Annotated in this window: 24 protein-coding genes; 7 read left to right on the forward strand and 17 right to left on the reverse strand. The window is 43.2% G+C overall.

Translation table 11 applies throughout. The features are described 5' to 3' along the window. The first annotated feature begins 739 nt into the window (after positions 1-739). Positions 740-994, forward strand: a complete 255-nt coding sequence (locus tag BLW16_RS18230; RefSeq protein ID WP_090559251.1) for a hypothetical protein — start codon at positions 740-742, stop codon at positions 992-994. Between the two features lie 76 nt (positions 995-1,070). On the opposite strand, the gene BLW16_RS18235 is transcribed toward BLW16_RS18230, so the two are convergent. From BLW16_RS18235 to BLW16_RS18245, 3 genes are all read right to left on the reverse strand, one after another. Further along, positions 1,071-1,514, reverse strand: coding sequence for a GNAT family N-acetyltransferase (locus BLW16_RS18235; protein WP_090559252.1), 444 nt, complete (start codon positions 1,512-1,514; stop codon positions 1,071-1,073). 102 nt (positions 1,515-1,616) lie between these two features. Beyond that, positions 1,617-1,955: a DUF6122 family protein gene (locus BLW16_RS23765; protein WP_090559253.1), complete on the reverse strand. Its 339-nt coding sequence runs from the start codon at positions 1,953-1,955 to the stop codon at positions 1,617-1,619. Then, positions 1,945-2,550, reverse strand: a complete 606-nt coding sequence (locus BLW16_RS18245; protein ID WP_090559255.1) for a competence protein CoiA family protein — start codon at positions 2,548-2,550, stop codon at positions 1,945-1,947. Before BLW16_RS18245 ends, BLW16_RS23765 begins: the two co-directional genes overlap by 11 nt. A 219-nt stretch (positions 2,551-2,769) precedes the next feature. Here BLW16_RS18245 and BLW16_RS18250 point away from each other — a divergent pair, with 219 nt between their 5' ends. Beyond that, complete coding sequence (locus BLW16_RS18250) at positions 2,770-3,699, forward strand: class I SAM-dependent methyltransferase (protein WP_090559256.1); 930 nt, start codon at positions 2,770-2,772, stop codon at positions 3,697-3,699. A gap of 155 nt (positions 3,700-3,854) precedes the next feature. On the opposite strand, the gene msrA is transcribed toward BLW16_RS18250, so the two are convergent. The 5 genes from msrA to BLW16_RS18275 all read right to left on the reverse strand — a co-directional run bounded on the left by msrA (position 3,855) and on the right by BLW16_RS18275 (position 10,635). Beyond that, positions 3,855-4,346, reverse strand: coding sequence for a peptide-methionine (S)-S-oxide reductase MsrA (gene msrA / locus BLW16_RS18255; RefSeq protein WP_090559258.1), 492 nt, complete (start codon positions 4,344-4,346; stop codon positions 3,855-3,857). 43 nt (positions 4,347-4,389) lie between these two features. Then, the gene (locus BLW16_RS18260) at positions 4,390-5,823 is read right to left on the reverse strand and encodes a TolC family protein (protein ID WP_090559260.1); all 1,434 of its coding nucleotides are present in this window, start codon (positions 5,821-5,823) and stop codon (positions 4,390-4,392) included. Continuing rightward, the gene (locus BLW16_RS18265; protein ID WP_090559262.1) at positions 5,816-8,983 is read right to left on the reverse strand and encodes an efflux RND transporter permease subunit; all 3,168 of its coding nucleotides are present in this window, start codon (positions 8,981-8,983) and stop codon (positions 5,816-5,818) included. The genes BLW16_RS18260 and BLW16_RS18265 overlap by 8 nt, the downstream gene beginning before the upstream one ends. 62 nt (positions 8,984-9,045) lie before the next feature. Beyond that, a complete protein-coding gene (locus tag BLW16_RS18270) occupies positions 9,046-10,128 on the reverse strand; it encodes an efflux RND transporter periplasmic adaptor subunit (RefSeq protein WP_090559263.1) in 1,083 nt (360 codons plus the stop codon). A 120-nt stretch (positions 10,129-10,248) separates the two neighbouring features. Beyond that, complete coding sequence (locus BLW16_RS18275; protein WP_090559265.1) at positions 10,249-10,635, reverse strand: hypothetical protein; 387 nt, start codon at positions 10,633-10,635, stop codon at positions 10,249-10,251. Positions 10,636-10,843: 208 nt separating this feature from the next. Here BLW16_RS18275 and BLW16_RS18280 point away from each other — a divergent pair, with 208 nt between their 5' ends. The 3 genes from BLW16_RS18280 (at position 10,844) to BLW16_RS18290 (ending at position 13,084) form a co-directional block, all read left to right on the forward strand. Next, complete coding sequence (locus tag BLW16_RS18280; protein WP_090559266.1) at positions 10,844-11,164, forward strand: hypothetical protein; 321 nt, start codon at positions 10,844-10,846, stop codon at positions 11,162-11,164. Positions 11,165-11,484: 320 nt separating this feature from the next. Further along, complete coding sequence (locus tag BLW16_RS18285) at positions 11,485-12,630, forward strand: catalase family protein (protein WP_090559268.1); 1,146 nt, start codon at positions 11,485-11,487, stop codon at positions 12,628-12,630. A gap of 115 nt (positions 12,631-12,745) precedes the next feature. After that, a complete protein-coding gene (locus tag BLW16_RS18290) occupies positions 12,746-13,084 on the forward strand; it encodes a hypothetical protein (protein WP_090559270.1) in 339 nt (112 codons plus the stop codon). Positions 13,085-13,140: 56 nt separating this feature from the next. Here BLW16_RS18290 and BLW16_RS23545 read toward each other — a convergent pair whose 3' ends face one another. The 3 genes from BLW16_RS23545 to BLW16_RS18300 all read right to left on the reverse strand — a co-directional run bounded on the left by BLW16_RS23545 (position 13,141) and on the right by BLW16_RS18300 (position 16,511). Next, positions 13,141-13,692, reverse strand: coding sequence for a dihydroxyacetone kinase subunit L (locus tag BLW16_RS23545; protein WP_217631598.1), 552 nt, complete (start codon positions 13,690-13,692; stop codon positions 13,141-13,143). Between the two features lie 17 nt (positions 13,693-13,709). Beyond that, entirely contained in the window at positions 13,710-14,546 is an 837-nt protein-coding gene (locus BLW16_RS23550) for a dihydroxyacetone kinase subunit DhaK (protein WP_217631599.1), read from the reverse strand. A gap of 81 nt (positions 14,547-14,627) precedes the next feature. Next, entirely contained in the window at positions 14,628-16,511 is a 1,884-nt protein-coding gene (locus BLW16_RS18300) for a gamma-glutamyltransferase family protein (protein ID WP_090559271.1), read from the reverse strand. Between the two features lie 130 nt (positions 16,512-16,641). Here BLW16_RS18300 and BLW16_RS18305 point away from each other — a divergent pair, with 130 nt between their 5' ends. Continuing rightward, a complete protein-coding gene (locus BLW16_RS18305) occupies positions 16,642-17,223 on the forward strand; it encodes a PhnA domain-containing protein (protein ID WP_090559273.1) in 582 nt (193 codons plus the stop codon). Between the two features lie 47 nt (positions 17,224-17,270). Here BLW16_RS18305 and BLW16_RS18310 read toward each other — a convergent pair whose 3' ends face one another. Next, positions 17,271-18,011, reverse strand: coding sequence for a flavodoxin family protein (locus tag BLW16_RS18310; protein WP_217631600.1), 741 nt, complete (start codon positions 18,009-18,011; stop codon positions 17,271-17,273). A gap of 110 nt (positions 18,012-18,121) precedes the next feature. Further along, positions 18,122-19,666: a SulP family inorganic anion transporter gene (locus BLW16_RS18315; RefSeq protein ID WP_245735372.1), complete on the reverse strand. Its 1,545-nt coding sequence runs from the start codon at positions 19,664-19,666 to the stop codon at positions 18,122-18,124. A gap of 152 nt (positions 19,667-19,818) precedes the next feature. Here BLW16_RS18315 and BLW16_RS18320 point away from each other — a divergent pair, with 152 nt between their 5' ends. Then, positions 19,819-21,033 carry a BamA/TamA family outer membrane protein gene (locus tag BLW16_RS18320; protein ID WP_090559275.1) on the forward strand — a complete coding sequence of 405 codons (1,215 nt, stop codon included), beginning with the start codon at positions 19,819-19,821 and terminating at the stop codon, positions 21,031-21,033. Positions 21,034-21,041: 8 nt separating this feature from the next. Here the strand turns inward: BLW16_RS18320 and BLW16_RS18325 are convergent, their stop codons facing one another. Genes BLW16_RS18325 through BLW16_RS18340 form a run of 4 tightly spaced genes read right to left on the reverse strand, consistent with a single transcriptional unit; the run spans position 21,042 to position 23,757 of the window. Next, a complete protein-coding gene (locus BLW16_RS18325; protein ID WP_090559276.1) occupies positions 21,042-21,515 on the reverse strand; it encodes a hypothetical protein in 474 nt (157 codons plus the stop codon). Further along, complete coding sequence (locus BLW16_RS18330) at positions 21,515-23,173, reverse strand: PAS domain-containing sensor histidine kinase (protein ID WP_090559278.1); 1,659 nt, start codon at positions 23,171-23,173, stop codon at positions 21,515-21,517. The genes BLW16_RS18325 and BLW16_RS18330 overlap by 1 nt, the downstream gene beginning before the upstream one ends. 2 nt (positions 23,174-23,175) lie before the next feature. After that, positions 23,176-23,460 carry a circadian clock KaiB family protein gene (locus BLW16_RS18335; protein WP_090559280.1) on the reverse strand — a complete coding sequence of 95 codons (285 nt, stop codon included), beginning with the start codon at positions 23,458-23,460 and terminating at the stop codon, positions 23,176-23,178. Next, the gene (locus BLW16_RS18340) at positions 23,461-23,757 is read right to left on the reverse strand and encodes a circadian clock KaiB family protein (protein WP_090559282.1); all 297 of its coding nucleotides are present in this window, start codon (positions 23,755-23,757) and stop codon (positions 23,461-23,463) included. It lies immediately after the preceding gene. Position 23,758 lies beyond the last annotated feature (1 nt).

Here is a 23,758-nt window from a genome sequence, read left to right on the forward strand (position 1 = left end):
GAACAATACAAAGCGATCTTTGCAACATTTGTATCTGCTGGAACAGGTGTTTGTGATGATTCTCCCTCACTTCCAGTGCCCCCGCCGGAGCCGCCACCAATTGTGCCAGGAGGAACTGGAGGAGGTGGCGGTTGTCCACTACCTGAACAATTGGTTTTTAGATATGAATCCGACTTTCTCCAGCTACCTTGTTCACATCCGGGGATATTTGTGGGCGGAGGACAAGCGAATGCATAAAGTGTTTGGGAACTGGGTGATTCGGTAATGGTAACAGTGAGACCTTCTAGGCATGAACGTGTCCAGGAACAAACTTCTATGTAGCTGCAAGACTGCGTATATAAAATGTTTGAAGATTTTAAGGATTTATCAGCGAATTTGTTGTTTGGTCTAAATTTCCCTTTATTGTATTCATAGTAAAATTGGGGGATTTGGAACTCACCAAAAACGATGTAAATTATTGATTTACATAAATTTAAACATGTCCGGATGTTCATCCCGGCTAATCTTCTAATTCAAGCTTATTAACTGCAAATTTTTAAAAATTAAGTGAATTAAAATCCATGTTTTATTATCTCAATAAGATAGCAATTGCTGCTAAAACGTATTGAAAAAAATCGTGAGCGATTAGGCAGACTTCTACTGCAGTTGCGATAATAAAATTAATATCATTAAATTTGCCGCCCAAATGAACGAATAGTGCTAAAGACGCTGAATACTGTAAACATTACGAAAAACATATATGGAAGAGAACGATTTTGCATCAATCTGGCTGGTAGAAAGCGGAAACCCCGCTATAGAGAAATTAACACAGTTGAATCTGGACGTTGCCAGTAAAACCTCAAAAACGTTAGCTGATAGAGGTCTTTCTTCAAATGAACTTGCTGTCTCCCTTGATATCAATCCGGACGAAATCAAAAGTTGGCTGATGGGCAGGCACACTTTTAGTGCAAAAATAATAAAGGAAATCTTAGATACGATGGGAAAATCGCAATGATGTAAAATGACCAACCGCAAGCGGTTGCTCATTTACATCCCCCCGGATTTGGGGATAAATATTTTCCGCTATTATCCTATTTGTGAAAAGAGCAATACGAAGGTAAACTGTAGATCAGTTCCATGGTGACATAGTCAATGTTATCTTTTATATACCCCTGCCCTACTTTTACAAGCTCAAATCTTTCATAGAACGGAGCAGCAGAAAGTCTTGCATTGCACCACAACCGGGTTGCCCCTCTTTCTCCTGCTACATTGATCACGTGCTGCAGTAAGAATGAGCCGTAACCTTTGCCCTGTGCATTGTTTAGCGTTGCAAATTTCCTGAACTGATAAACCTCCTTCTCCCAGAAAAGCGAAATCACAGAAGTTAAGCGTTCACCGGTAAATAATCCGAAATGAAGTCCCTCTTCTTCATTATCCAGCTTAATTTTATCTAAAGGATAGTCAGGATACATCACCTCATGCCTGATCTGCCAGGTAAGTTGATAGTTGATCTGCTCAATTTTAACTTCCTCCATCTCTGCAATTATAGGTTTAAAAGGAATGATATCTCCCCTGGTAAATTTACGATTATTTTCAATTTCGCTACCACAATACAACTGTTGGTGTGATTATGAAACTTACAGCATTACAGACCAATAGCAGTCCTGCCAGTCAGTAAACATATGAAAAAGTAACCCAACGGCAATTATCCTGGTCTTAGGGAATAGCAGTAATATAAAATAAAATGCAATTGCATAATAAGAATGTAAAGGGTGGTAGCCAATACTGCACCTTCCGGGATCGAAAATTGGTGTTGCCAATAAATGATCAGCGTCTACCAGCATAGTGCAGATCATGATAAGCCATGCCCGCTTCCATTGTTTTTTGAAAAATAGAAATGCGATTGCCCCCGGTGTCAGAAAATGCAGGCCGTAATGGAAGACAGGTTGTAATACCTTAACAATATCACCGGACATATTGCTCAATAAAAGATTTCCTGGTCATAATATGAAGATAGGGATAATCTCCGGATAGCTGCCTGCGCTGCTTCAGCTGATAAATAAAATGTCCTCCCAGATCAACAATAATTGGATTTTTGGCCTGATACCAGACCCGGTGTGGATGTTTCCAGCAGAACGAGTAATAGTAAGAAGTAATTGGAAGCTTCCTGAGCTCCGGATGGTGGAAATTAAGAACCCGGGCGCTGCCCCGAAGGAAATCAGACTTCCTGATCATCGACAGATGGTCGGTATGGCAGAAATCGTAATCAGCAATTACCGGGTCATCCACATCCGGTAAGTTTTTCAGGACGCGGAAGCCTTTAAATTTTTTTCCGTTCAGGATCCAGATTAGCTTCGGATAGAAGGCCTCCCTGCTTTTTAGTTCCTCCAGGCAAATAGGAGAATTCTGAAATTCAAGTGTTGTGCCGCAGGGCGTATGCACATCTGCGCGATGAAGCTCTCCCAATATTGCATCCGAAAAACTTATCTCCCTGAATGCCGGTGGGAAGGCTGCTTTCCAGTCGCGATGCCACTCCGTTTCTCCCGCATAATTTCTAAAAGCCCTCTCCATGTACACAAATCTATGCTAATATTTTTAGTGGAGCAAGATTTTGATAAAATTTGTAGTTTGATGTTTTATAAAGAAATAATTAATCCATTATTGCTTGTTCCCTGAGAAAATGAAATTATTTATATATTTTTTGTAGGTTACAGATTAAAAAAGATATTTTTGGTTTAAATGTTTATTACATACTCATTGTGTCATTGCTTATTAGAATAAGAATTCCATATGAAGGATTGTGAAGTTTGTAAAGCCCGTTTGTCAAATACATTTGCCGCCAGAGAAATGATGCTGGGTTTCCGCGACGAATTTGAATATGGAATCTGTTCTAACTGCGGTACCATACAGATACTTTCTGAACCTGAATCGATTGCGGCATATTACCCCCCGTATTATTATTCATTTATACAGGAAGTACCAAAACTCAAACCTTTACCGTTGATGAAAAGATTGGTGAAAGATTCAAGAATGAAAAAGATGTATAAGGCAAGCGAAAACGATCTGTTAAAATGGCTGAGACCACTTGGAATATTACCATCAAATAAAATATTGGATATCGGATGCGGGACAGGCAGGTATATCTGCGAATTATTTAACTTTGGTTTCCAGAACGTTCATGGCGCAGATAAATTCATAAGCGGGGAGATTGACTACGGTTATGGTGTTAAAGTTTTCCAGAGGGATCTGTCTGAGCTTCAAAAGGAGAACTATGATTTGCTGATGATGCACCATGTATTTGAGCACATGGCTGAACCGCTCGATGAGCTAAAAAAGAGTCATGCATTACTAAAAAAAAACGGACACCTTATTGTCAGAATACCTGTGGTTGGAAAAGCCTGGCAAAAATACAATGAAAACTGGATTCAACTCGATGCACCGCGACACTTTTTTATCCATACCGGAGAAAGCATAGCAATACTGGCAAAACAAGCTGGTTTTACCATCACCAACGTTGTTCATGATTCGAACGCCTTTCAATTTTGGGGAAGTGAGTTATATAAACGTAATATCGCATTGGTTGATCAGGAAACGAAACAATACAGAAGCCCGTCGGATTTCTTTTCAGAGAAAGTACTGGCAGAATATGAAGATGAAGCCCAACGTTTAAATGAAAGTAAACAGGGCGACCAGGCCGTTTTTTATTTGAAGAAGATTTAGTTTAAAGCACCATAGTAACTGAATTCGTTCTATCTGAAGCGAAGTTCAAGGGCGCATACAGCCAAAATAAACAGCGAAGGGAAATGCAATGCCCAAAAAGTTAATACTTTCTGAAGGCGTTGCATTTCCCTTCGCTGTTTATTGTAAAAATGGAATTAACTCAATTTCCAGTCGGGCCTTTCAAAGTGACAGGTATACCCGTATGGATTCTTTTGCAGGTAATCCTGATGTTCTTCCTCTGCATTCCAGAAATCAGATACCGGGACAACTTCAGTTACGATCTTTCCAGGCCATACGCCTGAAGCTTCCATATCGGCAATTAATGTCTCCGCAGTTTCCCGTTGCGTTTCATCCATAAAGAAAATGGCGGAACGGTATGATACACCCCTGTCATTTCCCTGCTTGTTCCGGGTTGTTGGATCGTGAATCTGGAAGAAGTATTCAAGCAGTCCACGATATGGTAATTTTTCAGGATCAAATGTTATTTCAATAGCTTCGGCATGTGTTCCATGATTCCGGTATGTTGCATTCGGAAAGTCACCACCTGTGTATCCAACTACCGTTGAAATTACACCCGGATAGTGACGGATCAGTTCTTCTACTCCCCAAAAACAACCGCCGGCCAGAATCGCTTTTTCAGTATTCATATTTCTCGGTTTTAGTTGCACAAAGATACTGAATTCCGGCCGTTTATTTCCAGCCCCCTCCCAGCTCCTTATAAACGTTGACCACTGCGTTGAGCTGTTCTTTTTTTGTTTCCACCAGTTCAAGTTTAGATTCCAGCGCATCACGTTGTGTCATCAGCACTTCGAAATAGTCTGCCCGGGCAGATTTGAACAGATCATTGGATACTTCGATCGACTTGTTGAGTGCATCAACCTGCTGCGACTTCAAATCATAACTTTTCCCAAGGTTGTCTATATTGGAAAGTTCCTTTGAAACTTCCATGTATGCATTGAGAATGATCCGCTGATAGTTGTACATCGACTGAAGCTGCCGTGCATTGGCGCTGTTAAACTCTGCTTTGATCGCATTCCTGTTCACCAATGGTCCTGCAATATCTCCGGCTAGGGAATACAGCACTGACTTCGGTATCTTAAACAGGTAAGAAGGTCTGAAGGCCTCTAATCCAAGTGCTGCAGAAATATCAAGTGAAGGATAGAATTCTGCACGGGCTACTTTAACATCAAGTTTTGCAGCTGTCAGGTCCAGTTCTGCCTGTTTGATATCAGGACGGTTCGCCAGTAACTGTGCAGGGATTCCTGAGCTGACCGTCAATGGGGTGAGGTCCAAAAAGTTACTTTTATCCCGCTTTATTTCCTGCGGATAACGGCCCAGCAGAAAGTTGATGTTGTTCTCTTCTTCCTTTATCTTTTGAAGGATTTCAAACTCCCGGCTTTGTGAAGCCAATACCTCAGCCCTGAACTTCTGAACGGCCAGTTCGGTGGCCCTCATGGCTTGTTTCTGAACTTTTACGATCTCTAAAGCATTTTTTTGAAGTTCAATATTCTGCTTTACAATCTCCATCTGGCTGTCCAGTGACTGTAACTCATAATAAGAACTGGCTACTTCGGCTACAAGGTTTGTCAATACAAAATTTTTGCCCTCGATGGTGGACAAATATCTGCTAATTGCCGCTTTCTTGGAATTACGCAGTTTCTTCCAGATGTCAATCTCCCAGTTGGCCTCAACTCCGAGCGTATAGTTCAACAGATTTTCCGGCACTTCTTTACCCGGAATAATATCCGTAGAGGCATCTCCCGCACCCTGACTGGTATACAGGCCTACTTTTTCAATTCCTGCTCCCGCCCTTACTCCAACGGTTGGCAATAGTGCCCCTTTTCTCAAGCGAACGTCGTTTTTTGCGATCTCAATATCCTGCAGGGTAACCATGAGTTCCTGGTTGTTCTTCATTGCAGTATCGATCAGGTCTACCAGATGCTGGTCCTTAAAGAAGTTGCGGTAAGGAATAGTTGATATATTGGTCGTATCCCGGTTGTTGCCATATGATTCGGGAGCAGGCCTGCCGGCAGTTCCCGTCGTGACTGCCGGCACCTTGCAGCTCGCCGCTGCAAGGCTTATGGCCAGCACAATAAGGTATCTCTCTAATTTAAATTTATACATTGTGATCGATTTCTTCTGTTAATGGATTTTCATCTTCATGTTTAGCCATGCGATTTTTTTCTGCAATCCTGCCGAATATATAGTACAATCCGGGTATGACAAGCACACCGCACAGTGTTCCTAAAAGCATCCCGCCGGCGGCGGCAGACCCGATAGTTCGGTTACCAATCTTGCCTGGGCCTGAGGCAAATACCAAGGGAATCAAACCAGCAATAAATGCGAAGGAGGTCATCAGGATCGGACGGAACCTTACCGCGGCTCCTTCCATCGCCGCCTCTAATACAGTGGATCCCTGTGCATGTTTTTGTACAGCAAACTCAACTATCAGTACGGCATTTTTACCTAGCAGACCGATGAGCATCACGAGTGCCACCTGGGCATAAATGTTATTCTCCAGTCCACATATCTTCAGCAGCATGAATGCCCCGAAAATTCCGCATGGCAGAGAAAGCAGTACCGCGAAAGGCAGGATAAAACTCTCATATTGTGCAGCAAGAACAAGGTACACGAAACCCAGGCAGATCATGAAGATGTACAGCGCTTCGTTTCCACGGCCTACTTCATCCTTGGAAATACCTGCCCAGTCGATACCAAATCCCCTTGGCAGCGTTTTATCAGCTACCTCAGTAATGGCCTGGATAGCAGCACCACTACTATATCCGGGAGCTGATGCACCACTGATCTCAGAAGCATTGTACATATTGTGACGCGTAATCTCTGATAGTCCATATACTTTCTCCATTCTCATAAAGGCAGAAAAAGGGACCATCTCATCACGATCATTTTTCACATATAACTTCAGAATATCCTCTGGCAGTGCACGGTACTCCGGCGAAGCCTGCACCATTACTTTGTACTGGTGATCAAACTTGATAAAGTTAGTCTCGTAGTTACTTCCCACCAGTGTGGACAGCGTATTCATGGCATTCTCGATAGTAACGCCTTTTTGTTTGGCAATATCATTGTCTACCTTCAGCATATACTGCGGGAAACTGGCACTGTAAAAAGTAAAGACAGAAGCCAGCTCAGGACGTTTACTCAGTTCCCTTACAAAGTCCTTACTTACGGTTTCCATCTTATGGAAATCACCAGAGCCTGCTTTATCCAGCAAACGCAGCTCAAAACCGCCCGCAGCTCCGTATCCGGGTACTGCTGGTGGCTGAAAGAATTCAATGGTAGCACCGTTGATCTCTTTGGATTTCTCTTCCATTTCCGCAATGATTTCCTGTACAGAATGTGTACGGTCTTCCCAGCTTTTGAGGTTGATCAGACAGGTTCCGGAGTTGGACCCGGTACCTTCTGTCAGGATCTCATATCCTGCAAGTGCAGATACAGACTGTACACCGTCAATTTTTTCGGCAATCTTTTGCAGTTTCTCAGCAATCTGGTTTGTTCTTTCCAGAGATGACCCCGGAGGAGTCTGAATAATGGCGTAAAACATTCCCTGATCCTCATTCGGGATAAACCCGGACGGGAGACTATTGTTCAGGAAGAATATACCGACACAAAATGCGATCAGCACTCCAAATGTGAGCATCCTGCGGTTTACAATCAGACCAAGCACTTTCTGGTATCTGCCCGTAAGTTTATTGAAACCATTGTTAAAACCATCCAGAAACTTATCCAGTCCTTTTTTCTTTTTCGGTTTACCATGGTTGTTTTTCAGCAACATCGCGCAAAGCGCAGGTGTAAGCGTTAAGGCCACAACTCCTGACAGGATAATCGCTGTTGCCATTGTAATGGAAAACTGCCGGTAGAATATACCTACCGGACCAGACATGAAGGCTACGGGCACAAATACGGCAGCCATCAGGAAGGTGATTGCGATGATCGCACCACCGATTTCATGCATAGCCTCCTGGGTAGCCTTCAGCGGTGAGAGATGTTTCTCTTCCATCTTGGCATGGACGGCCTCGATGACCACAATCGCATCATCGACGACGACCCCAATGGCCAGCACGAGTGCAAATAACGTGATCAGATTGAGCGTAATTCCAAAGAATTGCATGAATACAAATGTTCCTATCAGGGATACAGGTACCGCAATGGCCGGAATCAGCGTAGAACGCCAGTCGCCCAAAAACAGAAATACCACTAAACCTACCAGGATAAAAGCTTCTACAAGTGTATGAATTACTTTTTCAATGGAGGCATCAAGGAATTTCGAGACGTCGTAACTGATCTCGTAGTCCAATCCCTGGGGGAAAGAGCTTTTCTTAATCTCTTCCATCTTCGCCTTAATGTCTTTAATTACCTGGCTGGCGTTACTTCCGTACGACTGTTTGATGGTAATTGCTGCCGAAGGATGGCCATTCAGGTTAGAATAAATATCATACATTGCACTGCCAAATTCAACAGTGGCTACATCTTTCAGACGCAGAATTTCTCCGTCTTTAGTAGATCTTAAGATGATATTTGCATATTGTTCTTTAGTGGTGAACCTTCCGGAGTATTTCAAAACGTACTCGAACGACTGGGACCTTTTGCCGGAACTTTCTCCTGTTTTACCAGGTGAAGCTTCCAGACTCTGCTGATTCAATGCTTCAAGCACCTCATCTGCAGAAATTTTATAGGCAAGCATCCGGTCTGGTTTCAGCCAGATCCTCATCGCATATTCACGGGTACCCAGAATATCGGCAACACCTACCCCGTCAACCCTTCTTAATTCCGACAGGATATTGATATCCGCAAAATTGTAGAGGAATTTCTGATCGGTCTTAGGATCCTTACTAAACAAGTTGATGTACATCAGCATGTTCGATTCCTCACGGGTGATCTTTACACCCTCACGAACTACTAATGGCGGGAGTTTATTCACCACCGAAGCCACGCGGTTCTGGATGTTTACCGATGCCTGGTTAGGATCGGTACCTAAGTTGAATATCACCTGAATGGTGGCCTCACCGTCGTTACCTGCATCTGAAGCCATATATTTCATTCCGGGTACACCATTGATCGCCCTTTCCAGGGGAATGATTACCGATTTGATCATGAGTTCGCCGTTGGCGCCGGGATATTCTGCTGTAATATTCACCTTAGGGGGTGAAATTGAAGGGAACTGTGTGACCGGTAAACCCTTCATAGCCAGAAATCCCAAAAATACGATGATCAGGGAGATCACTATAGAGAGTACAGGCCTCTGTATAAATTTACTAAACATTGATTGCTTTTTTAATGATTAAACCAAATGGATTTGTGTAGCGCTTTCAGCTTCAGCTGAACCTATTCAGCTTTTAATCTCAAACTGGAGATCCATTCTTTAGGTGCTGTGTACCCGAACTTGATTTTATCACCATCCCTCACTTTCTGAACACCTTCCAGCAGGATTTTGTCATTGTCACCAAGTCCGCTGCTCACTACATAAAGATCCGGCATCTCGCCGGTAATGGTTATGTTTTTGGAATGTACAACACCGCGGCCATCAACCACAAATACATAGATTTTGTCCTGGATTTCGTAGGTTACTTTTTGCGGAATTACGAGGGCCTGATGCAGTGGGACAACCATCTGCACTTCTCCCGTTTCACCATTCTTTAACAGCTTGTCGGGATTTGGGAACTTTGCCCTGAATGCGATATTTCCGGTTTCATTATTAAATTCACTTTCAATGATCTCCACCTTTCCCTTATATGGCAATGGGCGGTTGTTAGCCAGGAGCAGGCTTACATTATTTTCAGCACGTCCTTTTATATTGGTCTGATATTCCAGGTATTCCGGCTCCGAGACGTTAAAATAGGCAAACATCTGGGTATTGTCCGAAAGGTTGGTCATCAGTTCACCTTCATCTATTAAACTTCCTAATTTTAAAGGAATACGGTCGATAGTACCATCAAATGGTGCTCTGATTTCGGTAAATGACAAATGGAGTTTTGCCAGGGAGACTTCGGCTTTTGCCTGTTCAAGTTTAGCCTGAGCCACTGACTGCTCATTTTTGGAAACTATGTTTTTATCTGCAAGCGTTTTGGCATTCTGCAATTCAATTTCTGCAGATTTATATTCAGCCTGAGCTTTAAGTAATTCTGCCTCATAAACTTTAGGCATAATTTTAAACAATAACTGACCTGATTTGACAGATTGGCCTTCATCAACATAAATGTTTTGAAGGAAGCCTTTTTCCTGTGAACGGATCTCTATGTTTCTTACAGACTTAATCTGCGACACGTATTGCTTCGTAAACGAAGTATCAATTCTGATGGCATTGGTAACGGTGAACTTACTTTCTTCTTGTTTTTCTTCTTTTTTAGATGTACAGCTTGAAAGACATATAAGGGCGATTAAGCCTTTAAACACGACTATTCTCTTCATATTATAAATGGGGTTAAGCGATTGAATGCCTGGATTTCAGATATTCTTTTTGGACGTAATTATTTTTTTGCCGGCAGGAAATGACTGAAATAAAGATCAGTGCTCCGGTAATAATATTGCTTAAATCCGTAATACCCTTTGTGTAATATAAATGGGAGAAGAATTGCCGCAGAACGCTGGCAATGTGTTAAAATGCTTGTTGTAATGGTTTGAAATGGGCTGTACAGAGAAAGTCAGATACCAATTGTCCACCACGCCGTATTTTGTGGTAAGAAATTTAACCGGCCCTTCATCTTCATCATGATCGGTGAGGTATTCATCGTCCGCATCCAGATCCGCTTCATCAAGCAATGGATCACCCTGGCTTGTATTGTTGAGTTTAACATGCTGTTTTTTCGCAATTCCCTTTGTTGAAGGTGAATTGCGATCCTGATGTGTACCTGCATAAACGTTATGCCCGCCACATAAAAACAATAAAAATAGATATATGTAAAATACAGCTCTCATTTACGGGCTAAAAGTAATCAAAGTAATGATAGGTTGAAGAATCGAAATAAAATATTATGGTAAAAACGGTTTAAATCTGTATATACATTGTAATTAAAAAAAACTATCTGCCATTTCAGCCGGGTAGAAACCGAAAAACAAAAACAAGATCTTTAAAGACGATCCCTGATAGTAGATTCTTCGGCAGAACTGGTATATTTGCCCCATTATGGGTTACGCAAAAGAAAGAGGAAAGCTTGAAAAGCTATTGACAAGAACTGCCGGTATAGATGTTTATAATGAGAAAAATCTGGCCATCCTTCTGGATAATCAGGAGAAGTATTCGCATACGGTCAGGATATTAAAAAATAAAGAGCCTGAAACATTTGGTGATCTGTACACCAATGAATTACAAGCTGTAAAAGAAGGTAAAAAATCAGTTAAGGAAAGCGATTCCGATGAGGATCGTCAGACTCATTTTACTGCATATAAGGGAGCAATTGTGCAGGCCCTGGAAAATACGATCAAGGCCACGCTGGAATCTTTGTAAAAACAGGCTGGCCGCGAAAAATTAAACTGGTAACCTCTCCTGTTCATCAAGGATCAGCAAGTGGTTACCAGTAAGTATAAGCTGATCTTATCATCTGGGAATTGTCACCACATAGATATACCCTATCTACCGTAGTTTTTTGAAATGCATCTACCTTTACATGGTACTGCGTAACCTATACTTTGTCAGTTTATTTTACTATATACAATATATATTTATCTAAAGATATAATAATTTCATATATAGTGCATTATATAGATAGCGTCGTGACACCGTAAAGACGCACTCTGTTCTTTCAAACGGGGGTTTATCCAATGCATATGACTCATAAATACATAAAATTTGATCCCGGGATCGAAAATATACCGCCGGATTTCAACCAGAAGGTTGAAAAAATTATAGCAGAGACACTGGAAACGGTTCGCCTGTCAAAACAGCGTAGCGGAAATGGCTATGCTACGCGTGATGTTCATGTTAAGGGTTATGGTCTGCTAAAGGCAGAATTAGAGATCCGGAAAGATCTTCCTGAAGAATTTGCACAGGGATTGTATGCAAAAGCAGGAAAATACAAGGCTGTCATCCGTTTTTCAAATGCTTCATCGGCACTTACTACTGATGCAAAGAGTGCCCCCTTTATGGGAATGGCCATCAAGATTTTTGATGTGGCAGGTGAAACTGACCTGGATGACGAGGCTCACAGCGGCACCTTTGACTATAACCTGATCAGTATCCCCTCTTTATTCTGCAGTTCAATTGAACATTATTCCTATATCAATCACCTGGTGCTGAAAGTTGATGAATACTTTGCTAAAGGAATTCCGGGTATTTTGAAATTTGGTTACCATTGGCTTACTGGTATGGGTAAATTTTTTCCTACACCACTGACTATCAGAGAGCTGTACAATTTCATTTCTTTATCAAGGCTGAAACCCACTAATCTTTTGCTCAATGAATACTATAGTGTGGGCGCGGTAAGGCACGGGGATTATATAGCTAAGATCCGTGCTAAACCGGTAACAGCCTATGCAGATGAAATCACACGCAGGGTCCTGAATCTTAAATCTGCAGATCAGGTATTCCGGCCGGCACTTGCTGAAGAACTGAAAGAACATAATTACGAATTTGTTATCCAGGTACAGCTATGCAAGGACCTGAAAAGAATGCCTGTCGAAGATCTTACCATTAAATGGCCCGAGCAATTATCGCCTTTTGTTACGGTTGCCAACTTAAAGATACCAAAACAGGATATTTCGGGCGGAGATAATCTCAAGATCATGGAACATCTTTCCTTTAGCCCTTTCCGCTGCCTGGAAGAAAACCGCCCCCTGGGGAATTTACAGCTCACCCGCAAAGAAGTGTACCGGCAATCGTCCATACTCAGAAACAAGCTCAACCATGTGCCCCGTAAAGAGCCATCGGGCCCAGAAGAAATTTTCGGACTTGTTGCCACTGCTGCCAAACAATAATTTTTGGTAACTTAACAGGAGGAATTGCTCAGATCGTACGTTTTTTTTCAAATACGCTATAAAATATGATGATATTTCTGTCATTTAGTTAGCTTTGACAATTCATATATTTATAATGAATAAACTGTTATTTCTCCTGTTTTTTTGTTTCTTATTCAGCTCCTGTCAAAAAACAACTGAAGGCTCGCCTCAGTCCGATTACCGGTTTGAAGTTTACTGCGGCAATTGTACCATCAGGCTGGAGAGCAGAAACAGCGTCCAGACCTATAATGTATTAGGGTTCCAGTCTATTCCCTACAATTATGACCCGCCATCTATCCTGGTATCTGTTTATACCAATTACGACCAGGATCAGACACAGATCAGGTTTCTTGGCAGTGGCTACAACAATACATTGTTTGATGGTTATCTTTATGATAATGATCCTTCGTCATTTTTTGAAGTCCACCTCTAATAAAAAGGCATCGTATTTATACGATGCCTTTTTAACAGCTGAATAATTGATCAGATTTACATCTTGCTGTTCATTGCAGCTATTTTTTCAAAAACCCTTGCAATTACCTCTGCCCCGGGATCCGGAACATCTCTCAGTACCGCCTCTGAAAGATAGGACGAACGGCCAAATTTCGTATTGATAACGGTTTTGGTATGTTCTGCTCCGGCACGTGCCTGTTGTGCGGCAGCGGCTAAACTTTCATGATTTGCGAGCGCTTCAAAAGCTGGCTGAAGTGCATCTATCATTGTCCTGTCTCCTTTTTCCGCCCCGCCATAATTCTTTACTTTCTGCAGCCCTTCCAATAGTGCTTTTCCCAGGTCCGGATCTTTTGAATACGTGTTGCCCGCTGCCGTAAACAGGATGGAAAGTAAAACTCCGCTTGAGCCGCCGGCTTCCCTGGCTAGTATACGGCCAATAGTGAGCAGTAACTTACCGGTATCATTCAGGGGCAGCTTGGTCACCACAGATAACAGACGTTTCCCGGTTAGCGAAAACGTAGAGCCGGCATCGCCGTCACCTACTTTCGCGTCAAGGCCATTGATCTCTTTTTCGATAGCTACCAGCAACTGTCCAAGGTCTTCAATCAGCAGTTGTACCGCGGTATTGGCGGACGGCTCATATGGCTCATTTCTATAGGGCTCACACTTCCCATATTGTTAAATATCATTGCATATCTGCCATTCGCATCCGGCAGGTTTGCTGCCAGTTTTTCAATGGCCACACGCATCAGTACATCGGCCTGGTCATAAGCGATGACCTCTATGCCCGGCTCTCCGTGAATCCCTAATCCCAGCTCTACCTGGTTATCGTTTAAGCGTTGGGTGGTTTCCTGCCCTAAGTGCTGGCATTCAGTAAGTGAAAGGCCGATCGATGCAGTATGATCTATCACCCGCTGTGCTGTTGCGGCAATTTCGTCCAGTGTTTTTCCCTCTTTCGCAAGCTGCCCGGCAATTTTATGGACAAATAAAGTACCGGCAAGTCCGCGTTTTTTTACATGCTGCCCGAGAGCGATATCATCATCAACGGTGACGGTCTTTACATCCAGTCCGAGTGCACGCGCCTGTTCTGCAGCAAGGCCGAAATTAAGGCGGTCACCTGTATAATTCTTAATGATCAGTAAACAGCCTTTCGGACCGGTAGCAGCTAAAATAGCTGATAAAACTGCATCTACGGTAGGTGACGCGAAAATGTCGCCACATACAGCTGCTGTAAGCATACCCTTCCCTACAAAACCCGCATGGGCGGGTTCATGGCCTGACCCTCCACCGGAGATGATTGCCACCTTTGATTGATCCCAGTCCTTGCGGATCACTACCCTTACTTCGGGAAAGCTGTCCAGTACGGTTAGTTTCGGATTGGTTAGTAATCCCTCTATTGCTTCATTTACAATCTGATCAGTTTCATTGACGAAAAATTTCATACGTTATGTTTTTATATAGACAACAAAAAACAAGTCGTAAGACTTCTCATCTTAAAGTCAGATTCTCTAATAAATGCTTTTTTACCATCCTATGCCATAATCTTCTCCATGATTACTGGATCCGCCCCACATACTGCCATGTTTCCAATCGAAATACACTGCATTGATGGGGCCGCTGGTGCGGTCGCTGAAACTAAGTATATATCCCATTTTTTTTAGCTCTGCACGTGTTGCTTCCGAAGTATTGCTATTCAATAAAAGCTGCCCCGGTTTAGGTTTACGATCATCTGTTTTTGAGCCTCCCAGAGAGAGCCAAAGCTGGTTGGTATTGATGTTTGCGGCCTCAGACGACTGCTGTACGTTCATTCCGAACTCAGTCATATTTAAAAAGAACTGCAGCAGGTTCTGATCCTGCGTATCACCTCCCTGCACAGCAGAAGACAGGTAAGGTCTGCCGTCTTTAAGGGCCAGGGCGGGCGACAAAGTAACCCTCGGCCTTTTGCCCGGTGCTACCACATTGAAAGGGTTAATGGCAGAATCGAGCATAAAACTTTGCATACGCTGGCTCATGCCTATCCCGGTATTACCTGCAATGCAGGCCGGAAGCCATCCGCCGCTCGGTGTAATTGACACTACCCAGCCTTCTTTGTCGGCCGCTTCCACAGAGGTGGTTCCTCGCCATAACCTGTCCTGATATTCCGCTTTAGGAGAATTGTTAGTCATATCATGTTTAGGGGCGAAGTTTCGTTTGCTGGTGTCCAGCTCAAAACCCCTGCTTTTCAGTAAATTGATATAGGGATTTGTTTTTCCTTCAAAAGGATACGGGTTGCCCGGGCCAATGTTCGGATCGTTCCTGTCATCTCTGATCAGCTCCGCACGTTGTTTTGCATAGGCCTTGCTCAATAATCCTTTCATTGGTTCAGAAGGGTTAAAATAGGGATCTCCATAATAAAAATCACGGTCGGCAAAGGCCAGGTTCATTGCCTGGTACAAGGTGTGGATATATTTAGGGCTATTGTAGCCCATGCTTTTCAGGTCAAAATTTTCGAGGATATTCAGGGCCTGCAGCATTACCGGCCCCTGTGTCCACTGTTGCATTTTGTACACATCAATGCCTTTATAGTTCACCATCAGGGGTTTCTCTTCAAGAGGTTTCCAGTTTGCAAGGTCTTCCATAGTGATCAGTCCTCCCTGTTCTTTAGATCCCCGTACGAATTCCTGTGCAATGTCTCCCTTATAAAAGCGGTCGTATGCCGCCATTAAGGCCTCTTTGCGGTTTTTTCCCTGTTTCAATGCGTTCTTTTCTGCTGCTACCAGTTTAGTCAGCGTTTCCAGCAGGTCTTTTTGTACAAAGATCTCACCTGCTTCCGGCGCTTCTCTTTTTTCTGCGGGATGGGTTAAAAATACCTTTGAGCTGTATGGCCACTGTTTGATCAGTGTTTTACCGCGCTCTATGCTGTTGGCAGACTGTGCTTCTATAGGATAACCTGCTGCCATTTCCATGGCTGGTGCCAGAACCTGTTCAAGGCTTAGTGTTCCGTAATTGGCCAGGATATAGATCAGCCCGCCCGGTGTACCAGGTGTGGTAGCGGCTAAAGGACCATATTCCGGGGGAAAGTTATATCCTTTGCCTTTAAAGAATGCCGCAGTAGCACCGGTTGGAGCCACTCCCATCGCATTAATTGCAATTACCTGTTTGGTTTTAGGGTTATAAATCAGCAACTGTGTTTCACCTCCCCAGCTTAAAGTATCCCACATTGTGCAGGCAGCCGCAAGCATAGCGCAGGATGCATCCACAGCATTTCCCCCTTTTTGAAAAATCATGGCGCCCGCTGTAGCTGCTAAGGGTTTACCTGTAATGGCCATCCAGTTGCGGCCGTGCAGCACAGGTTTCTGGGTTTGCTGCGCTGTGGCTGATAGCAGTGTAGCCGAAATGAGGAGAGCTGATAATAAGTATTTTTTCATAAGATCCGTTGATACCTAAAATTAACAAAATAAAACAGGGTGAAAAGATAATCTCTGACTGCGGTTGTCACAATATGGATACTAACATGGCTAAAATAATTATCTTCGCCGATTGAATTAACAAAAGTATATGATGCTGGAAGAACAACTGCTGCAACGAAGCGAAAACAAATGTGAATTATGCCAATCCGGGGAAACCCTGAAATTATATGCAGTACCGCCACAGTCGGCAAACAATGTGGACAACTGTATCATTGTTTGTGACACCTGTCTTTCACAGATTGAAAAAAATAAAGAGACCGAAAAAAATCACTGGCGCTGTTTAACCACCAGTATGTGGAGTGAGCTTGCTGCTGTACAGGTAGTTTCCTGGCGTATGCTCAACAGGCTGAGCACTGAAGGCTGGGCTGTGGATAATCTCGATATGATGTATCTTGATGACGAAACGCTGGCATGGGCAAAAGCAGCGGCTGAAGACGAAAACGATGAAATTATTGAAATACATAAAGATTGTAACGGCAGCCCTTTGTTAGCTGGCGACTCTATCGTGCTGACAAAATCACTGGACGTGAAAGGCTCTACCTTAAATGCGAAACTGGGCACAGTGGTAAAGAACATTCGTCTGGTAGAAAATAATACTGATCAGATCGAAGGAAAAATTGAGGGACAGGTGATCGTCATCCTCACCAAATACGTAAGAAAACAAGGCTGAGGAGTTGTATACAGATTCCCGCCTCAGCGCAGGAATCTGTATATTAATTATTCCGGGTCGCTCTCGGCTTTTGCTGCTTCCTCTAATTCCTTTAGGTTGGTATCTATTGGATTATTTTTCAACAGATTCGCAAAATATGTCAGATTGCCTATCATATAACGCAATGTAGTATTTGTATAAAGATACTGCTCTCCCCCTGCTTCTACATAATCCTGATCTCCGCCAGCGAGGCCAACCCAATAGGCATTGACATTTGGGGGAATGGTAAATCCAAGTTCCTGCATTGACCAGAGTAATTGCGCAGCACAGGAATGGGCTCCGTCTTCGTTTCCTGTGATCAGGCAGCCGGCTACTTTATTGTAGGTGAAATATTGCCCTGTCTTTTCGTCGGTAAATCCTTCTTCGTGGAATATGGCATCCAGGCGTTCAATCATACGCTGCGCGGTAGATGCCAGGTGGCCCATCCAGATGGGAGTGCCAATAATGAGGATATCACAATTTCTTATCTTTTCCAGGATGAGCGGCCACTGATCGCCATTTCCCTGATCAGAAGAATTTCCTGGTTTAACTTCATAATCTACTAAACGTATAATTTCTGTCCCTACATTTTTCTCCTGAAGCTGGGATGCCGCCTTGTTAATAAGTGCATCAGTATTGGAAAAGGCCGGTGACGGTTTTAAGGTACAATTAATGATGAGTGCTTTCATGCTGGCTAATGATTGGTTATCGTCTAAATATTTTTTAGTAGTTAACAGGTGTGTAGCCACATTGTTTCTGATCATCATCATCTGCCCGGACCAATTTAGCTGCCAAAGGTTTACACGGCCGGAAATTAATGATCATTAAAGAAGCTTTTGTGTGATAGAAATACAGAAATACCGTTAATTATTGTAAAATATTATCGGGCAACATGGTAATGCGGGTCCTCCAGAATGTTCACCGCTATCACAGGTTCTGCGTTCTTGAGCAATAGCCTGCAATCCTCACTCAGGTGATGCAACTGAAGCACCTTACCCAGCTTGCGGTAACGTTCAGTAAGCTTGTTCAGTGCCTCTATGGCCGACATATCTGCTATCCTGCTTTCCTTAAAATCAATGATTACTTCTGCCGGATCATTCACCACATCAAACTTTTCTGTAAATGCAGTAACAGCGCCAAAGAACAACGGGCCATAGATCTCATAATGTTTTACTCCGTTCTCATCTGTATACTTCTTGGCCCTGATCCGTTTGGCACTTTCCCATGAAAATACCAATGCCGAGATGATCACTCCTATCAATACTGCGAGCGCCAGATTATGAAGCCAGATGGTGATCGCGGCAACTGCAATTCCAACAAATATATCCTGCCGGGGCATTTTATTAATAATCCTGAAACTCGCCCACTCAAAAGTACCGATTGCCACCATGATCATTACGCCGGTTAATGCAGCCATCGGCACCCGTTCAATCAGCGGTGCACCAAACAGGATGATCATCAGGATGGTTAAGGAAGCAATGATCCCGGACAATCTTGCCCTGGCCCCTGCACTGAGATTGACCAGTGTTTGTGCAATCATCGGACAACCACCCATTCCGAAGAAAAATCCGTTCAGAATATTTGCCGTACCCTGAGCAATGCATTCCCGGTTTCCGTCGCCCCTGGTAGCGGTAATTTCATCTACCAGGTTAAGGGTAAGCAGCCCTTCCGTGAGGCCTACCCCTGCCATAATCAGTGCATATGGAAAAATGATGTATAAAGTGCCTGTATTTAAAGGAATATGCGGAATGTGAAAGGGAGGAAATCCACCGTTTACCGAAGCAATGTCCCTCACGGTTTTTGTATCGATATGGAAACCCAGAACGATAAGGAAAACCACAATGATGGCTACTAATGAAGGAGGTACGGCCTTCGTGAAACGGGGCAGGATCAGCACTATAGCTATCGTTAAGGCCACCAGGCAGGCCATAATGTATAACGGTGTACCAGTTAACCAGATAAGCTCTCCGTTTACTACTGTTTTAAACTGCTGAAGCTGGGCCATAAAGATGATCACCGCCAGTCCGTTTACAAACCCGTACATGACAGGCTGTGGCACAAGACGAATAAATTTCCCGAGTTTAAATAACCCGATGGTGATCTGAATAAGCCCTCCGAGTGCAACTGCCGCAAATACATATTCTAAGCCGTGTGATTTCATCAGGGCAATTAACACCACAACCACGGCGCCTGCACCCCCGGAGATCAGACCCGGGCGCCCGCCAAATACCGAAGTAATGAGACCCATGATAAATGCCGCATACAGACCAACCAATGGGGGGAAGCCGGCAAGAATTGCAAAGGAAAGTGATTCCGGCATCATCGTCATTGCGACCGTCAGGCCAGCCAGTATTTCAGTTTTATAATTGATCTTTTGTGAAAAATCGAAAAGTTGTATTAAGCGTCTTATAGCTTTATTCGCCATAGCGCAAACATACAAAATAATTATTTCCGATATTTCATCAGATGACTCCATTCTGCTATATTCTATCCTGCCAAACTTTATTTTATAAAAATAATTCGTATATAAATATAATTCTGTCAATTAATGGCTCGAGTTTTGTTTGTGATCAAAATATGATTAAAAATTTGCTCTCTTTTTTCTTGCTGTTTATAGCTATAGGTGTGCATGCTCAGAACGCGGGCAATGCGATTTCTGCAAACAATGAAGTTCGTGATACGGCCATGAAGAAAGACTTAATTGATATTGCTAAAACACTATTCAATATTAAAGGACGGCCAAGAACCAAACCGGGAGAGAAAAAGGTGTTCTTTTCGCTTTTACCCATTGGAGCCAATGTACCAGGAGGCGGACGTGCGCTGATTACCTCAACAAGTGCAGGGTTTTACCTGGGAGAGAGAGAGACAACCAACATATCCAATATAACTTTTACCCCCTATTGGAACCTGAAAAGCAGGTTTGGCTTGCCGCTGAGATCAAATTTGTGGCTCAATGGCAACGAATGGGTTGTACAGGGTGATACCCGTTTCCTATACTATCCTCAAAATACATGGGGTATAGGCAGTGGTGTTGAAGAAAACAAGATCCTGGTGAACTATAAGTATATCAGATTTTATCAAAATGCACTTAAACGCATAGAACCTTACCTGTATGCAGGATTGGGTTATAACCTCGACTATTTTATTAACGTACGGGGCGAAGCACCAGGTTTAGCAGATTTTTCAGGTTATCCTATTGGCACAGCAACCGGAGAAAATTCCTTTACATCCGGCGTATCGCTGAACCTGCTTTATGATACAAGAAACAATTCGATCAATCCCCTGCCCGGAGCCTATCTGAATATTGTATTGAGAGAAAATCCCGGTTTCCTGGGCAGTAAAACGAATTGGCAATCTCTTTACGTGGATGCCAGAAAGTACATTTCCCTCAATACGAAACCCCATCAGCAGAATACACTGGCATTCTGGTCATATCTGTGGACGGGGCTGAACAACAACATTCCCTATCTCAACCTGCCAAGCATCGGCTGGGACCCTAATAATAAATCGGGCCGTGGTGTAGATCAGAACAGATACAGAGGTAAAGGGCTTTTCTATGTGGAAAGTGAATACAGAAGGGATATCACTGATAATGGCCTGTTTGGATTTGTGGTGTTTGCTAATGCTACCTCGGTTACCGAACAGAACAATAAATTTAAAAAGCTGCACCCTGCGGTTGGAACGGGTTTACGTATTAAGTTTAACAAAACTTCGAATACCAACATTGCTATTGATTATGGGGTAAGTCAGGGATATAAAGGATTTGCTGTTAATCTGGGAGAGGCCTTCTAAACGGTCAATTACTGCGCCTTATTTGCCATAACCATTACGGTATAACTGTCCATGCCTACTATCGTTTGAAAGATATAATCAGGTGAAACATAGTAAGTACTAAGTTTTTTGTTTTCGATGCTCTGCACATCCTTTCTTTCAGTCCCTGTTTCCTTAATTTCCTTTAGCAGCACATTATATTGTGTGATACCGGGCGACTGATAGTATAACTGGTTGATGAACCCCTTGTCGGCATGCAACCTGAACCATGCCAGTGCTTTTGCCTTTTCAGCCTTGTGTTTTCCAAAAGACCAGGTCTGGTACATCTGAGCGCCCTTTACGCCGGACAGCTCTGCGTGTAAAGACCATCCTGCTTTCCTGAGACTATCGGTAACCTTTGCAGCCGGCCGCTCGATAAACGATTTCAGCCGGCTTAATTCCATGTTCTGTGCCCTAACGAAGAGCGCCAGAAGGCAGCAAAGAAAAGTAAATGCGTATTTCATCAGAGCAAAGGTAATAAAACATAAAACGTAGATCCTTTGCCGATCGTACTTTCTACTCCCATTTTGCCCTTATGGTTATTGATGATCTCCATCGATATATATAATCCCATCCCCAATCCGCTGGTTAGGAAATTCTTATCATCTACCCTGTAGAACCTTTCAAATATCTTTTCCCGCTGTTCAGGTGACAGCCCTATACCAAAGTCTGTTACAGAGATACGGACATGATGATTCTCCTTCTCAACAGAGAGGATCACGTCTTTATTCAAGGGCGAATATTTAACCGCGTTATTGATCAGGTTCATCAGTACCTGCTCCAGTCGTTCTACATTGCCGTTGATCCGGAAATCAGTTCCGGGATGATAAATCATACGGGAATCAGGAAACATGTGCCCGGCGTTTTCAATACATACCGATACCAGTTCATTTACACTGATGGGCGATTGGCTAAAATAAAGTTTACCGGCCTGGATCTTGCTCACATCCAGAAGGTCATCCACCAGCGTCTGCAGTTTACCCAGGGAACCTTCAGCCTTCACAATAAAACTTTTAATCTGCTCAGGAACTTCTTCCTTTTTATAATGAGACATGAGCTGCAGATAGGCCTTTAAGCTGGTTAACGGAGTTTTAAGCTCATGGCTGGCAATGCTAATAAATTCATCTTTTCTTTCAATCGCCTTACGCTGATCATCAATATCGGTAGCCGTTCCTACCCAAAACAACAGTTCTCCGGATTCATTCCTCAGGGGGATTGCCCTGTTAAGATGCCAGCGGTAAACGCCATCCTTACGTTTGTAACGGTTTTCCATTTCAAAAACTTCTCCGGTGCTGATGCTGTGCATGAATTTTTCCCGTGTATAAGTTACATCATCAGGATGTATAACGTTTGTCCAGGCTTCTTCAAAGGTTTCATCAAAGGAAAGGCCTGTATAATCATACCAGCGCTGGTTAAAGAAATTGAACTGGCCCGCCGGCAGGTTTGTCCAGGTGATCTGCGGAATGTTATTCGCGAGCACCATAAAGTGTTCCCTGCTTACTGAAAGATCCTTAGTACGCTCTGTCACGGTATCTTCAAGCTCGTTGTTCAGCTTTACCGCTACATTTCTCGCCTCTTCAAGCTCCTCGTTTTTTGACTTCAGCACATGCTGTGTTTCCTTTTGCAGGCTCAGGTCGGTGAGCAGGATGCTCAGTGCAGTGCCTTCTTCAAGGTTTAAATTGGTGATAGACAGTAAAACCGGTAATGAAGGGCATGCGTTACATATCAGCGTCTCTTCCGTCTTATAATCTGACAGCGCACGGTTTTCAATAATATTATTTAGTTTTTCAGCTGTATAACCTTCAATGAACAGGCTAAAATGTTTACCGATGACCTTATCCAGGGATAAGCCCGCCATTTCAGCGAAGCGGGAGTTGCTGTACAAGATCACCCCCTGTTTATTCAGGGTGATTGCTCCCTCTCCCATTTTTTCAATCAGCACCCTATAGGTTTGGTCAGCAGTTTTAAGCGTATACAGCTGGTGGCCTTTTTCACCATGTACAACAAAAGCATCCACCATTCCGGTTCTGATTGCTTCTATTGTATCACTTGCCTCTTCCAGCTGGAAGCGGAGTTCATCTAATTCTGCCTGTAGTTCTTCACGTGTTTTTTCCGCGTCCATGCTTAATCTTTAATGACAATGCCCAATCCTCTCAATACCTTTGCCGTATCAGACATATCGCCCACCATTCTTCTTTCCGGCGACGGACCTTTTTTGATCAGTGTCGGTAAGGCAATGATCTGTTCTATTTGCGCAATTTCAGGAATTTGATAGACGTCAATGATCTCCAGTTCGTAATTTCCAGGCAGGTATTTCTCACAGATACATTTGATGTTATTGATAGCACGTACCGAATTCGGAGAGGCACCTGTGATGAAAAGAGAGAGATGATATGCTTGAGTTTCCAATTAGCTCTTCTTTAAGGGTATGATGTTTAGCCCAACAAGAACTTTTTCCTCGTTGCTTAGATCTCCAATTATTTTACGGATTGGCACCGGCACTTTTCTTACCAGCGTAGGTACCGCGAAGATCTGATCACCTTCTGCCAACTGTGGCTGGAGTAATAAATCAATAATTTCAATTTTATATTTTCCTTTTAAGTGCTCCTCACAATATTTGGTGAGATTACTTAATGCGCTGATAGATTTAGGTGTTTTACCTGCGATATAGAGCCTCAGCTCCCACATTTGTTCGGCTTCGCCCATT

It is taken from the genome of Pedobacter hartonius (assembly GCF_900107535.1).
Classification (GTDB): Bacteria; Bacteroidota; Bacteroidia; order Sphingobacteriales; family Sphingobacteriaceae; genus Pedobacter; species Pedobacter hartonius.

Coding starts and splice junctions, on each gene's coding strand:
- BLW16_RS18230 (WP_090559251.1), top strand. CDS start 740: ATGGAAGAGAACGATTTTGCATCAATCTGGCTGGTAGAAAGCGGAAAC.
- BLW16_RS18235 (WP_090559252.1), bottom strand. CDS start 1,514: ATGGAGGAAGTTAAAATTGAGCAGATCAACTATCAACTTACCTGGCAG.
- BLW16_RS23765 (WP_090559253.1), bottom strand. CDS start 1,955: ATGTCCGGTGATATTGTTAAGGTATTACAACCTGTCTTCCATTACGGC.
- BLW16_RS18245 (WP_090559255.1), bottom strand. CDS start 2,550: ATGGAGAGGGCTTTTAGAAATTATGCGGGAGAAACGGAGTGGCATCGC.
- BLW16_RS18250 (WP_090559256.1), top strand. CDS start 2,770: ATGAAGGATTGTGAAGTTTGTAAAGCCCGTTTGTCAAATACATTTGCC.
- msrA (WP_090559258.1), bottom strand. CDS start 4,346: ATGAATACTGAAAAAGCGATTCTGGCCGGCGGTTGTTTTTGGGGAGTA.
- BLW16_RS18260 (WP_090559260.1), bottom strand. CDS start 5,823: ATGTATAAATTTAAATTAGAGAGATACCTTATTGTGCTGGCCATAAGC.
- BLW16_RS18265 (WP_090559262.1), bottom strand. CDS start 8,983: ATGTTTAGTAAATTTATACAGAGGCCTGTACTCTCTATAGTGATCTCC.
- BLW16_RS18270 (WP_090559263.1), bottom strand. CDS start 10,128: ATGAAGAGAATAGTCGTGTTTAAAGGCTTAATCGCCCTTATATGTCTT.
- BLW16_RS18275 (WP_090559265.1), bottom strand. CDS start 10,635: ATGAGAGCTGTATTTTACATATATCTATTTTTATTGTTTTTATGTGGC.
- BLW16_RS18280 (WP_090559266.1), top strand. CDS start 10,844: ATGGGTTACGCAAAAGAAAGAGGAAAGCTTGAAAAGCTATTGACAAGA.
- BLW16_RS18285 (WP_090559268.1), top strand. CDS start 11,485: ATGACTCATAAATACATAAAATTTGATCCCGGGATCGAAAATATACCG.
- BLW16_RS18290 (WP_090559270.1), top strand. CDS start 12,746: ATGAATAAACTGTTATTTCTCCTGTTTTTTTGTTTCTTATTCAGCTCC.
- BLW16_RS23550 (WP_217631599.1), bottom strand. CDS start 14,546: ATGAAATTTTTCGTCAATGAAACTGATCAGATTGTAAATGAAGCAATA.
- BLW16_RS18300 (WP_090559271.1), bottom strand. CDS start 16,511: ATGAAAAAATACTTATTATCAGCTCTCCTCATTTCGGCTACACTGCTA.
- BLW16_RS18305 (WP_090559273.1), top strand. CDS start 16,642: ATGATGCTGGAAGAACAACTGCTGCAACGAAGCGAAAACAAATGTGAA.
- BLW16_RS18310 (WP_217631600.1), bottom strand. CDS start 18,011: ATGATGATGATCAGAAACAATGTGGCTACACACCTGTTAACTACTAAA.
- BLW16_RS18315 (WP_245735372.1), bottom strand. CDS start 19,666: ATGGCGAATAAAGCTATAAGACGCTTAATACAACTTTTCGATTTTTCA.
- BLW16_RS18320 (WP_090559275.1), top strand. CDS start 19,819: ATGATTAAAAATTTGCTCTCTTTTTTCTTGCTGTTTATAGCTATAGGT.
- BLW16_RS18325 (WP_090559276.1), bottom strand. CDS start 21,515: ATGAAATACGCATTTACTTTTCTTTGCTGCCTTCTGGCGCTCTTCGTT.
- BLW16_RS18330 (WP_090559278.1), bottom strand. CDS start 23,173: ATGGACGCGGAAAAAACACGTGAAGAACTACAGGCAGAATTAGATGAA.
- BLW16_RS18340 (WP_090559282.1), bottom strand. CDS start 23,757: ATGGGCGAAGCCGAACAAATGTGGGAGCTGAGGCTCTATATCGCAGGT.